This window comes from Bradyrhizobium sp. CCBAU 51745, from assembly GCF_028128715.1.
GTDB lineage: Bacteria > Pseudomonadota > Alphaproteobacteria > Rhizobiales > Xanthobacteraceae > Bradyrhizobium > Bradyrhizobium manausense.
Map to the genome: position 1 here is coordinate 88,394 of NZ_LBJP01000089.1, position 13,257 is coordinate 101,650.

12 protein-coding genes are annotated in these 13,257 nt (G+C 57.3%); 11 read left to right on the forward strand and 1 reads right to left on the reverse strand.

Translation table 11 applies throughout. The annotated features are described in order from the left end of the window. The first annotated feature begins 479 nt into the window (after nt 1-479). The 9 genes from XH98_RS30700 (at nt 480) to XH98_RS30740 (ending at nt 8,473) form a co-directional block, all read left to right on the forward strand. On the forward strand, nt 480-788 hold the full coding sequence (locus XH98_RS30700; protein WP_271620849.1) for a hypothetical protein: 309 nt from the start codon (nt 480-482) through the stop codon (nt 786-788). Nucleotides 789-830: 42 nt separating this feature from the next. Next, nucleotides 831-1,022, forward strand: coding sequence for a hypothetical protein (locus XH98_RS30705; RefSeq protein ID WP_271600078.1), 192 nt, complete (start codon nt 831-833; stop codon nt 1,020-1,022). A gap of 115 nt (nt 1,023-1,137) precedes the next feature. Next, the gene (locus tag XH98_RS30710; protein WP_271620850.1) at nt 1,138-2,031 is read left to right on the forward strand and encodes a SctD/MshK family protein; all 894 of its coding nucleotides are present in this window, start codon (nt 1,138-1,140) and stop codon (nt 2,029-2,031) included. A gap of 33 nt (nt 2,032-2,064) precedes the next feature. After that, on the forward strand, nt 2,065-2,601 hold the full coding sequence (locus tag XH98_RS30715; RefSeq protein WP_271620851.1) for a hypothetical protein: 537 nt from the start codon (nt 2,065-2,067) through the stop codon (nt 2,599-2,601). A 2-nt stretch (nt 2,602-2,603) separates the two neighbouring features. Further along, nucleotides 2,604-3,032, forward strand: a complete 429-nt coding sequence (locus XH98_RS30720; RefSeq protein WP_271620852.1) for a tetratricopeptide repeat protein — start codon at nt 2,604-2,606, stop codon at nt 3,030-3,032. A 9-nt stretch (nt 3,033-3,041) separates the two neighbouring features. Beyond that, nucleotides 3,042-5,126: a type III secretion system export apparatus subunit SctV gene (sctV, locus tag XH98_RS30725; protein ID WP_271620853.1), complete on the forward strand. Its 2,085-nt coding sequence runs from the start codon at nt 3,042-3,044 to the stop codon at nt 5,124-5,126. 44 nt (nt 5,127-5,170) lie between these two features. Then, on the forward strand, nt 5,171-5,761 hold the full coding sequence (locus tag XH98_RS30730) for a tetratricopeptide repeat protein (RefSeq protein WP_271620854.1): 591 nt from the start codon (nt 5,171-5,173) through the stop codon (nt 5,759-5,761). Between the two features lie 1,207 nt (nt 5,762-6,968). Next, nucleotides 6,969-7,718: a hypothetical protein gene (locus tag XH98_RS30735; protein WP_271620855.1), complete on the forward strand. Its 750-nt coding sequence runs from the start codon at nt 6,969-6,971 to the stop codon at nt 7,716-7,718. Nucleotides 7,719-7,777: 59 nt separating this feature from the next. Then, nucleotides 7,778-8,473: a hypothetical protein gene (locus tag XH98_RS30740; RefSeq protein WP_271620856.1), complete on the forward strand. Its 696-nt coding sequence runs from the start codon at nt 7,778-7,780 to the stop codon at nt 8,471-8,473. A 307-nt stretch (nt 8,474-8,780) separates the two neighbouring features. Here XH98_RS30740 and XH98_RS30745 read toward each other — a convergent pair whose 3' ends face one another. Then, nucleotides 8,781-10,427 carry an NEL-type E3 ubiquitin ligase domain-containing protein gene (locus XH98_RS30745; protein WP_271620857.1) on the reverse strand — a complete coding sequence of 549 codons (1,647 nt, stop codon included), beginning with the start codon at nt 10,425-10,427 and terminating at the stop codon, nt 8,781-8,783. Between the two features lie 714 nt (nt 10,428-11,141). On the opposite strand from XH98_RS30745, the gene XH98_RS30750 reads away from it, so the two are divergent. After that, the gene (locus tag XH98_RS30750) at nt 11,142-11,453 is read left to right on the forward strand and encodes a hypothetical protein (RefSeq protein ID WP_271620858.1); all 312 of its coding nucleotides are present in this window, start codon (nt 11,142-11,144) and stop codon (nt 11,451-11,453) included. Between the two features lie 1,418 nt (nt 11,454-12,871). Then, entirely contained in the window at nt 12,872-13,027 is a 156-nt protein-coding gene (locus tag XH98_RS30755) for a hypothetical protein (protein WP_271620859.1), read from the forward strand. Nucleotides 13,028-13,257 lie beyond the last annotated feature (230 nt).

The window sequence follows — 13,257 nt, forward strand, 5'->3', positions numbered from 1 at the left end:
GCGCTCCTGCCGGTCGTGCCCACATCTGCGAGGAGCGATCGATAGCCTGAACACGTGCGTCAACCAGTTCCCTCAGCATTTCGACTTCGCGAGCCCAGATCTTTTTCACAAGCAGCCCATGTTAGCCAAACGTACCAAGCGAGGGCTGAGACCCGCACGACACGATGACCTCATACCGCTTCCGCGGTCTACCCTGCAGGCCACACGTCTGCGCAGGCTCGGCTAGGTAGAATCATTACTGAACACGAAGCTAAACACCCTGAACCACCCTTAAGCCAAGCCGACGATAGTCGCGGCTAGCAACGCCCGGGCGAGCCGATGATTGCGAGCGGATGCAAGCATGCCGCAAAAGGATCGCGCCACTCGTCTCAACGTTAGGCTCGTCAGCTTTTCGAAAGCTAGCGCCCCTAGCATGAGGCCGCTGAACTCTAGGCGAGCAGTCGTCTATTGAGCGCAACAAGACGAGATAGGAGAATGCGGTGATCGGAGAAATGATCGGAAGCGCTGCCGGCGGATACCTTGGCGGTCCAGCCGGAGCGGCTATTGGCTCGGCACTGGGAGGTACCGTCGACAAGGTCTTTGACAAGGTAGTCCACACCTTAGTGTCCGACGAGAGTCGGCATGATAAGGCCGCAGACAACAAAGACGCCGGCGAAAAGAGCGAGATACAACCCAAGCCCGACACTCTTAGCAAGAGCCTGGAACTGAACCTTGGGCTCAGCACGCTCGGCGGCACGCCCGTGTTCCTTTCCATTCCTGCGATCGTTTCGCCGGCCCGCATCTCGTAACAAATCAGAACCAGGGTTATCCTAAAAGAAAGGTAAATAGACATGGCGGTTGACAATGTTGGCGGAAATGGCGGCGCTGCTGGTGTTCAGCAAAGCGGCGATTCGGGTTTCCAGAACCAGATGGCTGAATTCGAGCGTGTGAGCCAGAAGGTTCAGGCCCAGGCCGTGGCAATGCGCAGAATTACGACCGAACTCTCGTCCGAGAAAAAGGTCGCCGACGAGCGCGTCCAGTAATTCTGCAAGACGGGTGGCTCACCGAGTTGCTACCGTCGCCGCGCCGTGAATGACGAACTCTGGATGAGCCGTACGGCACTGCCGTACGGCTTCTCTCGTTATTCAGGAGATTATCGTGAACGACTCTATTTCGCTCGAGTTCGAGGTGCTTTCGGGGCTCTATACCGGGCTCAAAGGAAAGGCGGCGGGCGGCGACAGCATTGTGGGCAGCGGCCTCGATGCTGACCTGATCTTCGTTGAGCAAGGGCTTGAACCGCATCACCTTCGCATCACCCCGCAGCGCGATTGGATCGAGGTCGAGGCGCTCGCCGCCAATATCGGCATAGACGGTCACGCGAGCATCACTTCAGGTGAGCGCATCAAAGTGCCCCTTCCCGCGGTCGTGCATGCCGGCGCAATCTCCATCCGCTGGTCGACAGAGGATGTCCAGCCAGTTGCTTCGAGCAGGCGGTCCCGCAGCTCGATCGTGACCCTCAGCATGATCTTGCTCAGCTGTGTCGTGATCGGTACCGTCTCAACTGTGTTCGCCCCTGGCGATAGGGCGGTGGCGCCAAGGACTGAGTCATCGCGCGCGGCCGAAATTGCCGCTAAGCCAACCGTGGACCATTTTGATGCGAGAACTGCCGATGAAATGGCCGTATCGCTGCGGCAAGAGATCGAACGAGCGGGCCTTCTTGACGTCAAAATCGGGGGCGGTCCCGGCGTCGTGACCGCGGAAGGCACGATTGCGCCGAACCTCGTCGCCAAATGGAAAGAAATCCAGCAATGGTTCGATCGTCAAACCAATGGCACCCCGACCCTTGTGAATGCTGTCATGGTGAAAGAGGAGAAGATGCCGTCTTCGATTGCCGTCCAAGCCGTCTGGCGTGGAAGCGAACCTTATCTGCTTATTGCCGGGCAGAAGTATTTCGTCGGCGCGCTCTTAAGTAATGGATGGACCGTTGATCGAATTGAGGATGGACGAGTTCTGCTCAGCCGCAACGGCCGATCTGCGGCTTTGCCATACTAAGTTCTCTACCCTGCAAGAAAGAAGGAGAAGGCGATGGCTAGGCTGCCCCAGCACTCCATAGGGCCCGGTACCTCATCGCAGGGATTAGACGCGGGCCAGCACGCAGCGGTCATCGGCTCGCCTCCCTCGCAAGGTGATAAACTCGAAGTCGGAGGCACCCATTCGGATAGCGGCACGAAGCGCGCGTCGTGGCGGGATGCGGTTCCGCATGATCTGCCAATTGACGGTACGAGCGAAGCGGCACTCGAGGTCGATTCCGTCCGCGCCATCTCGCGCGTCACTTTTTTCGAAAGCGAGGCAGGGGCAAGTGAGATAGATCCACGCGCGGTGTTGGCTTCGCTTTATGGTCCCAATCTGTCCCGCGGTTTACTCTCCTTCGTCGTTCCGCGCCTCCGTCATCCGGACGTACTGCGCGCCGACAAGCATGGTGTTCTTCTAGAGCGCTTAACGCGAACGTTGGAGGCGACGCCGGATGACAAGATGGCGCGAGAGTGTTTGGTGATCCTGCAGCAAGAACTTCAGCGGTTATTGATGCTCAGGCAAAATCAAAACAGTTTGATCAAGGGCTAGTCATGGCCGATCCTGATGAATTTCAGCATGTCCCCGCACCCCTGGTTCCAGAAGTCACCAAATCCGACGATATTCTGTCGATCTCCGGGCCGGAGCGCGATCTGCTTTGCGCGCTGTCGTATGTTCATCTCGCGTGCGGGCAGAGCGCACAGAGTCTGGCTCTGTTGCGAATTGCAGCTCGCGAGCACTCCAATGACGTCGGTTTACTCCGCATTTTAGCCTACGCGCTCATCTCCGAGGGCCTTGGCAACGAAGCATTGCATATTCTGGACCGGCTGGACACACTTGATAAGCAACCCTCTTCACGCATGCCGATGACGCTGTTGCGCAGTCACGCCCTGCGGCACGCAGGCCGCATGCCCGAGGCTCGCGAGGTCTTCCAGCGCTATGTGTCACTGCGCGCGAGCATAGCCCTCATCAAAGAGCAATAGGGATCTATCATGGCCAACGTCTTGCGTGACTTCATCGTGCGCGCTCCGGCCCACCCGGATTTCATGGTTGCATTGATGCTGCTTCTGGCGATCGGCATGATGATCATGCCAATCCCAGTCGTCGTGATCGACATGCTAATCGGCTTCAATCTCGGCTTTGCCATATTGCTGCTGATGGTTGCGCTCTATCTCGGCACACCGCTTGATTTTTCGTCCTTGCCGGGCGTCATTCTGATCTCCACCGTATTTCGACTCGCGCTAACGATTGCAACAACACGGCTGATCCTTGCCGAGGGCGACGCCGGTAGCATCATCCACACCTTCGGCGACTTCGTCATTTCGGGGAATATTGCGGTCGGTATCGTCATATTCTTGATCGTGACCATGGTCCAATTCATGGTTCTTGCCAAGGGTGCCGAACGCGTCGCAGAGGTGTCTGCGCGCTTCACGCTTGACGCGCTACCAGGCAAGCAGATGGCGATCGATGCGGAACTACGCAACAGCCACATTGATCAACACGAAGCACGTCGACGGCGCGCCGCGTTGGAGCAAGAGAGTCAACTTCATGGCGCGATGGATGGTGCCATGAAGTTCGTTAAGGGAGACGCGATCGCCGGCCTGATCGTGATCTGTATCAATATGCTGGGTGGAATCAGCATCGGTCTGCTCTCCAAAGGTATGTCGCTCGATGAAGCGCTGCATCACTATACACTTTTGACGATCGGCGATGCGCTCATTTCGCAGATTCCGGCGTTGCTGCTGTCAATTACAGCCGCGACCATTGTCACGCGCGTCAACGGACCCTCCAAGCTCAAACTCGGCGCCGATATCGTTCACCAACTTACCGCAAGTACGCAGGCACTTAGGCTAGCCGCCTGCGTCTTGGTATTCATGGGGCTCGTTCCCGGCTTTCCTTTGCCGCCGTTTGTCGTGCTGGCCGTCCTGTTCGCTGCGGCAAGCTACGTCAAAGTCAGCCCCAAAGGCGACAAACCTGCCGCCAAAATAGGGGCTAGCGCCGCTGCTTCGGCACCGACCCCTGCAGCGGCTCAGAAGCAGACCGCACATGCGGAAGCACTTCCGATCGCGTTGTTCCTTGCACCGAACCTGACGGATTCGATCGACAAAGACGAGTTGGAAGAGAGCATTTTGCGTGTTTCTAGGCTCGTATCGGCGGACCTTGGTATCACAATTCCGCGCATCCCCGCCCAGATTGGCGAGAGCTTGTCCTCGTCGCAATTCCGGTTGGATGTCGATAGTGTGCCAGTTGAGCGCGATGTGATCAATCCTGGCCACCTGGCGCTCAACGACGATGTGGCGAACATCGAATTGAGCGGCATCCCCTTTCAGCAAGACCCTGAAACGAATCAGGTCTGGATCGAAGAACGGCATGCAACGGCTCTCAAGGCCGCCGGAATCGGATATCATCGGCTGAGCGAAGTTCTTGCCTTACGTCTGCATTCCACATTGACGCGATATGCACAGCGCCTGGTGGGTATCCAGGAAACCCGCCAATTGCTTGCCCGGATGGAGCAGGAATATCCTGATCTGGTGAAGGAAGTGCTGCGTACAGCCACCGTCCCTCGGATCGCCGAGGTCCTACGCCGCTTGCTCGATGAGGGCATTCCAATCCGCAATACCCGCTTGCTCCTCGAGGCATTGGCAGAATGGAGCGAGCGCGAGCAAAACGCCGTCCTTCTCACCGAATATGTTCGTGCGACCTTAAAGCGGCAAATTTGCTTTCGGTATGCTAATGCCCATCGCGTCGTCGTCGCCTTTATCATTGAGCGTGAGAGCGAGGAAATCATCCGCGGCGCAGTACGGGAAACGGCCGTCGGTCCATATCTCGTCCTGGACGAATGGCAGAGCGAAAAGCTGCTTGCGCAATTTCGTCGGATCCATGCGACCATCGCGCAAAGTAAGAGTCAGCCTGTCGTCCTGGGTTCGATGGATATCCGGCGTTTTGTGCGCGGTTTTCTGACACGCAACGGGCTCGACCTGCCTGTTCTGTCCTATCAAGATCTCGCCGCGGACTTCACGGTCCAACCGATTGGATCCGTCAAGCTTCCCAAGGCGCCTTCCTCGGGAGCCTCCTAACAACTGCAAGCTAAAAGTGCGCGGCATTTTCTCGTGAGTAGCCTATGAAATTTAACGAAACCAGGTGCCGCCGATATTTGTGCTCCACCAGTTCGACGCCGCGGCCGACTTTTCTTGCGGTGCTGGCTATTGTGCTGCTCGCTGGCTGCGCCAGCCCAGGTAAACATGGTCTTTCACCGCAGCAGACGTCCACATCAGACCTCGCAGACACCAAAGAGATTGACCAAGCCGCGCGCGAGCGCATTTCGCACGCGCTCGGCCGAGATCCTGACGAAGCGGCTCTGCGCGATGCATTGAAGCAACAGCCCAATAACATCGACGCGGCTATCCCTCTTGCGCGAGCCCTGCTGGCACGCAACTGTCCGAATGATGCGCTCGAGGTGCTCGAGGGCGTGTTATTGGCAGCCCCTGGCGACCTGCGCGCATTGAATGCCAAAGCAGTTGTCCTCGATCACGAGGGCCGGCACCAGGAGGCCCAAGAACTGTACCGCCAAGCTCTCGCGGCGGAACCTGCGAACCCGATGCTGCGCAACAATTTCGGACTGTCCCTCGCCCTTGAAGGCAAAACGGAGGCCGGCGATGGCAACCCACCACCGCAGGCGGATGGCCGGAAAGCATTGGCTCGTTCAAGATAAGTGGCGATCAAGGGGGAGGCGGAATAGCAAATTATGATGATAGCTGTCAGCTTGCCGACAGTAAGCTTACTATGAGCGGGGTCTCGATCGGCGCGGCCCTCGTCGACACAAACAGGAGGTATTGCGTTTAAGCACACTTACAATCTATCAAATTGCGAACATGCTTCCGGGTCCGATGAAATGAGAACGAGCGCGACCGACGACTTCTATACGGATAGCCAAAGGTTTTCGGATGTATTCTCTGATCTCAATTTGGTGCCATCGAGCTCATCTTCTGATGCATCTTTGCGAGCAGTTCCGGCATACGCGCTGGTTGACGAGCAGCCGATGGTCGAGATCTCAAGAGCTTCAGTTGAGGACAAGTTGGCAGACTTTTATAGAAGAGACATAGAGGATATTACTGCTAATCCGCAGCGATACTCTCGCTGGATTTCGAAAAAGGCTCAACGCACAGCGGACATGGCGTTTCGCTTCGGCACGAAATGTATTTCGGAGAAAGCGCGCTTTATTCAGCTAGGACAAATGGAAGAACAACGGGGCAATTGGCCCGGGTAAACTGCCTTTGTATCTTGCCGCGACTGAAGACAACAGCGGCAGTGCCAAATGTCCCGAAAGTGTGACAGCGCCGCGAACGATGCGCATGATGATGAGTATGAGTTTATGTAGAGCGCGCGTTTCAGCGTTCTCATATCCCGACATTCTTCAGCTGAATGAGAGCTCGGTCGTTCAGGGTTACCTCTCGGGAATTAGTCAGTCACTTCGCTCTCATCCGAAAAGAAGACGATCTGATCCAGCAGACCTTTGATGGTCTGCCAATCCATGGTCGGTCCCCGCATAGCATCGGCTTGATTTGCGCTCTCATCGAGCTCGCAATCTGACGCAACGCGAGACTTGTTTGCTTCATGAAAGTTGGATGGTGGCAGCGACGGCGTCCATAGCTCCCTATGGCAATACAATGACCACCGCCCGCGCATTCCAGCTGCCCACAAACCTCACGTAAATCAACACTACAAGTGATTGCTCGCATTCTTTGGCAAGCATCATCACACGAGGTTACTCGCTTGATGTTGAAAACGTCTATCAGTTGCAGAACTCTCGCATCGAAGGTTCATCGCCCCTTCTTTCCGCCATGTTCGCAACCAAAGCAGAGACGCGCCGATCGCGCACTTCGCGCGCGGCGATAGCGAGAGTCTCAGGAGATGTTTCTATGGTGAAGCCAGTGGTAATTGTGGTCGGTGCGGACAAGGGAGGAGTCGGCAAGACGACCGTATCACGAACGCTACTGGACTACTTTGGCGTCAATAACGTGCAAACACGCGCGTTCGACACGGAGTCGCCCCGGGGAACGCTGAAGCGCTTTTACCCCGGGATCACTGAGATCGTCGACATGACTGCGACGGCGGACCAGATGAAGATCTTCGATACCTTGAACTCAGGCCTGTCCGTCACTGTCATCGATGCTCGCGCAGGCCTACTGTCCTCTGCGCTGGCTTCTTTGCGCGACATCGGCTTTCTGGACTCAGCACGGTCTGGCCAGGTCACATTTGCCGTGTTCCACATCCTGGGATCATCCATCGCGTCGCTAGACGAGATCGAGGAAACCGCGACTTTCATGAGCGGTGCAAAGTACTACCTGGTCAAGAACTTCATCAACGACACTCAATTCTTCCAGTGGGATCAAGCCACTTATAATTCCTATTTTCATCGCATCAAACATGCGACTGAGTTGACCATCCCGAAGCTTAATGAGATGGCGTATGAGCAGGTGGAAGTCGCGTCCGTCCCATTCGTAGACTTCGTCGCGAACAAGGGACGGAATGATGAACCTGCGAACAACTCCTTCGTGCTGCGCGGCTATGTCCGGCACTGGCTGGCAAATGTCTGGAGCGAATTTGATCGCATCAACTTGACGGAGTTGGCCGGGGCCAAGTCCGCCACCCGGGCCGGCGAGAAGTAGTCGCATATCTGGCGAGCTCAGGTCGGGCCCGCGTACGGAACGAAATTGATCTGCTGGCTATGTTAGCGACCCCCATTTACATCATCTGCTCTCCTAGCCCGCAGGTTGGCAAAACCCTCATCGCTCGCGCCATGAGCGAATTCTTGCTGCTGAAAAACGGCACAGCGCTGTCGTTTGATGTCAACTTGAAAGAGCCGTCATTGCTCGACTACCTCCCCAGCATCACGGAGACCGCGGATGTGATCGACACTTACGGCAAGATGCAGCTGATGGACCCTCTCATCATCCACGATCGTGTAGCCAAGGTAATTGACCTCGGCTTTCACGCCTTCGACGAATTCTTCAAGATGTGCGAGGAGATTGGCTTCATGAAGGAGACAACGCGCTGCTATGTCGCCCCTATCATCCTCTTCGTCGCAGCCGCAGACCGTGTCTCCTTTCGCGCTTATGAAATGCTGCGGCGGCGAATTCCGCCGACGTCGCTGGTCACTGTCCACAATGAATTCGTGCTGCGCTGCGGATTACCCGAGGCGATGGACAGCGAGCGGGTGATTCGCATTTCCGCACTTCCGCTCTTCCTCAAAAGATATATAGACCGGCTTAGCTTTTCCTTCACTGGATATCTACGCAACGAGAAGGACTGGTCCACCGAGCTGCATCAATGGATCCGACGGAATTACAGCATGTTTCGCGATCTTGATTCAAGTGTGACGCTGCGAAAGTCCGCTCGACCGCTGGGGGACGGATATCGATAAGCCTACGTTGCACAATGTCCACTAGAGAGTTCGGCCTGATCGCCATCTATTCGCCCGTGCTCTGAATGGTCGTTGACCCCTGACTTCGATGGCGTTCGCAACGCGAACGCATGGAGTTTTGTACGCGACTCTTCTTGGATCTCCATCTTTACCGCAATCGTCCCCACAGACGGCGCGAGGGGCAATTGACGGTGGCTCATTCGCGAATGCCTCTTTCAAAGAGCACGTCCTCGAAAGGATCGATGACTCTCTTGAGTTTTTGATCGGTTAGGCGGATCGGCGGGGCCTTCCTTCCTTCGGAGGGCGCTCATAGCTCAAGGTCGAATTTCCCGAGCACCTGATGCAAAACCGCAGTTTTGATCTCGCGGGCGATCTCGTGTCTGATCTGGGCGCCGAGGACCCGCTCGGCATCGGCGTCGCCTGTCAGGCCATGCTCGGCCAGTCGCCCACTCAAGCGGGTTTCAAACTGTACGCCCATGGCGTCGACGAGCCGCTCCTGCATTTCAGCATAGACTTGTGGTGCGATGCGCCTCACCGCGCTTTCCCATGGTTGCCAGCGCGCCGCCAAATAGTCCGGAAATTCCGCCGCCTCCTGGTCCCGCACTGATGCCTCGGCCCTGGCCACATCCTCCTGGGTCACACGAGAGACGTTCATGAAGCGCATGTCGGGAGCGATGTGCCCCAGCTCCAGCGCGTCCCGCAGCTGGGTCTGGTAGGCAAGGTAGACCTCGATCTCATCGACGTCGGCGTCGGGATCGGCACGACGTAGCGAGTTGACCCTCTCGCGCGCGATCCCATCAAGCGCTTCCAAGCGAAACATGACGCGGCCGTTCTGGAGCAATTCCCCCAGTCGTCCGTCATAGACGCCGTCCTCGACATCAGCGTTCAGGCGTGCGGTCTGCATGCTGTTCCAGACCAAAGTAATGCGATCTTCGCAGCTCGCGTTCGCTCCCGAAGCCAACTCGAAATACTGCTCGCGCAAACGCGGCCTGACGGCTGCCTGCCGCAGATCTTCGGCAACCGCCTGACGGAACGTCTCGTGACGGTAGTTCACGGTGCCCCGGAGCCTGTCAAGGAAGCGTGCATAGTCCGCGCCCCCCGGCTCATGGGCGAAGTGTTGCCAAGCGGCCACGACCGCGGGCTCGCCCTCGAGCCAGTCCGCGGCAACCTGGTGCATGGACCGCGCCGCAACCTCCAACGTTCCATGCGTGGTGGAGAAGAAAACCTGAGGGCCGGCATAGTGTTCGGCTTGCATCGCTGTGTCCAGGGCAACCTGCACCCAATCGGCGAGCGGATTATTCTCCACATGAATGCTCGACTCACGGCTTAGGCGCGTCAGCAGGGTCTCGGGCACGCTGGTCAGCTGATTGTTGCTTGCGCCGAGCCATAACAGCTGGCGCGGGACGGTCGCAGGCAGGTTGGTCAGCCGGTTGTGGCTGGCGCTAAGCCATTCGAGCCCGGCCGGAAGAGGCTCGGGCAGCTCCGTCAACTGATTGTACTCGACGTTCAGATACTCGAGCCCGGCCGGAAGCCGGGGTAGGTGGGTCAGGCGGTTACCGCGGGCGTCCAACTCCTGAAGCGTTGCTGGAAGGTGTTCGGGCAGGCTTGCCAGCCAATTGTTGTCGACATTCAGGCTGCGCACGCCAGCTAGAATGGGCGCAGACAACGCAGTCAGGAACAGAGATGACAGACCTAGCGGCTCCTCGAGATCACCCGTGCCCCGCCAAGCCCTCGTTCGACTGACCGCCTGCTGCCGATCCTCACGTTGCCCCTGCCCGTCTTCGGCAGCCCAGTCGGCCAGCACCTCCTCCTGCCAGGCAGCCGCCTCGGCAGCGGACACCTGCACGTCCCTCAAGGCCTCTCCCCACTGCGACGCGGTCGGAGAGCCCGGTTCGGAGCTTTCGGAATCGGAGGTTGCGGAAGGAGTACCTGCGCCGAGCTGTTCTGCGTTCATCGATATGGTTCTTCGTTAGCATAATGGAGCGAACGCGCCGGGTCGGCGCATCTTAGAACTGGTAGTCCCCCACGATCGCTGACACTCCACCAGCCGACCGAAACGAGGTGTGATCCCACAATTAGGCTGTCGCGCACGACCGGCGCGAATACGCTTCTGCAAGCGCCCCCCCCAAGCAACTGCAGCAGTGCAGCGAACCAGGCGACATCTCGCCCTTGGATCGGCTGATACCCGTGGATCGGCTGATATCGGAGTCCACCCCGGTCTCGGCTGCGAGATCTGAGCCCTTTGGGCCGAGCCTGCGAGCGAGTAGAGATCTTCATCATATGGAGGCTAGCTGTCGACAAGCTGACGGACAGCGGAGCGACGACAAGACTGATGGCCCCTATCGAGCTCTCAAGCTTAAGCTTGGACCTGCGCGGACGACTAAGCTCGAGCTAGACCGACTCGTGCGTGGAGCGCTGGAATTGTGCAGGACACACGATCGCGGCGCCGTGAAAACGCGAGGATCTGCCGCGATTCATCGTCACACGAGCAGTGTAGGGTGATATTGATTGGCTAAGAGTTGCTACATCGAACTGCTCGCCGCGTCGCGGAAGAACGGCGCAGGAAGTCGCAAGTCCTCGGCTCAACTAATCGGCAGGAATGCAAAGCCGAGGGACGGCCGCTCGAGGACGATCGCCATGCTTGATACTTCAGGGACGAACATCTGTGATGACTTCGATTGATGAAACACTAAGTGAGATCAGATGGCTGCGAGACGAAATCTGGCGCTGCCGTCGGTTGCTTAATGCTGGTCTTCCTGGCGCGGAGCGCAAGCTCGTTGAGAAGCGTCTACTTGAACAGCTTTCTGCCTTTGAAGGGCTCTTGTCGACGGCGTTTCCATTGGCCTTGGGGTCCAAAGTGTATTCTGTCGATAGCACCACGATCGGGCGAAGCGATTCCTCTGAAGCGGTCATCGAGAACGCCGCGATGGAATCGTTACCTTCGGCAAGTCGATCAGCGGCAAACAAACGAGTTTCCTAGCTCAATCTGTTGCCCTGAGGCCGGCGGTCCAGCCGAAGGTAATTCCAAGCTGAGAAATGTAAGAAAACCGTTATGATCTTCTACCTGTCACAACCGACTTCGCCGCCTCCCTAAAATACCTAGTCGCCGGCCACGACACCATAGATTGGCGAGTAGTACAGAATTCCTGCATATGTCCGGACCATTATCTCTACGGCTGTCGCAGATTATCCGCCGGACACTTACAGCGAACCGATAGCCTTCTGACGAATGCCTCGAAGTCGCCGAATGCTGCAGCGCTAAATAAAGCACAAATGCTGCAGGACGAAATCGAAATTCGGGGCGCACTACCACCTCGTAACACGAGTGGGCGCACTGTCTATCGCTAATCGAGGCCGAGCGATTCACGGATCAATCCTCAGATAGTTGAGCTGTACCTCGGCAGGTTGATGCTCCAGCCCGATCGCCTTTCAGCCACCACGCTGGCCGAACCCCAGCGCCAGTCAGTCCGAACATCTCACTATCGTTCGAGTTCGCAAATGCCGCCCTCACTCTCGATGAAGGTCTACGGGACGCCTGTTCAGAGATTCTCTCGGTCCGTCGTTTCCGTCCGCGGCGGTTGGCACCATGCGTCGGCATTCGCGGCGCAAATTTTTGAAATTGTCCTTAAGACAAAAAAAAGCCACGTCAACATCGCTACGGCCTGTAAAGCGGTCACAGAAGCGGATCAGGTCTGGTTTGCACGACGCCAAGACGTCCTCGGCGCGACGATCTCGCGCGCGAGCGTGTGCTGTGAACCACGTCGCTGCGATCGCGATCGCAGCGAGGGCGGCCGCGCAGCGATGCGCGTTGCAAGTCCATCCCATTCGTCGTCCCTGATTCAACACACCTCTCTTAATCCGCATATGCTTCACTACTTTTCTTGCCCCGCGAGGGGATACGTTTACCGGATTGGAGCGCCTCGGCAGCCACTGGCTCGCTGTTCCGCGCCGACGCAATGATTACGGGGCCGAATCATCGTCCCTTAGCGCGCAACACTCATTGCGAAGACCGGCATACAACAGGGACCAGCCGTTTAGCGCTTGTGTGCCGATGTTGGCTCCCGATATCGCGATTTGCTTCGCTATGCCTACAACCTGACGCTACGGTCGATTCAAGCGCTTTAAGAAGCCGGGCACCGCACATCATCTCATATCAGCGCTTTTTTCCAAACGACCGGCTGCCGACCGTCTCCTCTGCTCAGATCGGAAATACACCAATCGGATGGCATGGACTTGTGCATCATTGACGAGTTTTACGGTCGCATATTGGTCAAGCACCATGTCGTGTGCGAGAGGCATCGTATCATCTTCGGGTGACATCTCGTAGCTCCTACATGTGCGGTTGGTGACGCGAACGTCCGAAGTCTTACAATAAGATGCAGCGATCTTAGACGCTGGGTGGATACCGATACAAAGCCTGCCTTGCCACTAGCCGCCCAGATCTTCCTCGAAGCGGCACACGGATTGCTGGGCGAGGATCAGCCAGTTGCCGCGAAGGAAGCGGTGGCGGCGGACCGGGGTTCCAATGAGGCTTATTCGATTCATCCTGATTGATCTGGCTTTGATGCTGCTCGCACCTGAGAGTGCAAACGCCACGATTATGGGGACCGGGGCAAACTTCAAATCGGCTCGCGAAACTGTGGGATGCTTGAGGTCGATTTCCGTCCCCAAGCCGGTATTCAGCCCTGGCGTGATCCGACATCTTTGCCGGCACACCTCTCAAGCCGTGCCATTCGAACATTCAGCAGAAGCCCTCGGCCCACCAAGCAGACTGAGAACCTCGC

Excerpts from the sequence above, each read along its gene's own strand:
- XH98_RS30705 (WP_271600078.1), top strand. The coding sequence starts at position 831 with ATGGCGGTTGACAATGTTGGCGGAAATGGCGGCGCTGCTGGTGTTCAG.
- XH98_RS30715 (WP_271620851.1), top strand. The coding sequence starts at position 2,065 with ATGGCTAGGCTGCCCCAGCACTCCATAGGGCCCGGTACCTCATCGCAG.
- XH98_RS30720 (WP_271620852.1), top strand. The coding sequence starts at position 2,604 with ATGGCCGATCCTGATGAATTTCAGCATGTCCCCGCACCCCTGGTTCCA.
- sctV (WP_271620853.1), top strand. The coding sequence starts at position 3,042 with ATGGCCAACGTCTTGCGTGACTTCATCGTGCGCGCTCCGGCCCACCCG.
- XH98_RS30730 (WP_271620854.1), top strand. The coding sequence starts at position 5,171 with ATGAAATTTAACGAAACCAGGTGCCGCCGATATTTGTGCTCCACCAGT.
- XH98_RS30735 (WP_271620855.1), top strand. The coding sequence starts at position 6,969 with ATGGTGAAGCCAGTGGTAATTGTGGTCGGTGCGGACAAGGGAGGAGTC.
- XH98_RS30740 (WP_271620856.1), top strand. The coding sequence starts at position 7,778 with ATGTTAGCGACCCCCATTTACATCATCTGCTCTCCTAGCCCGCAGGTT.
- XH98_RS30745 (WP_271620857.1), bottom strand. The coding sequence starts at position 10,427 with ATGAACGCAGAACAGCTCGGCGCAGGTACTCCTTCCGCAACCTCCGAT.
- XH98_RS30750 (WP_271620858.1), top strand. The coding sequence starts at position 11,142 with ATGACTTCGATTGATGAAACACTAAGTGAGATCAGATGGCTGCGAGAC.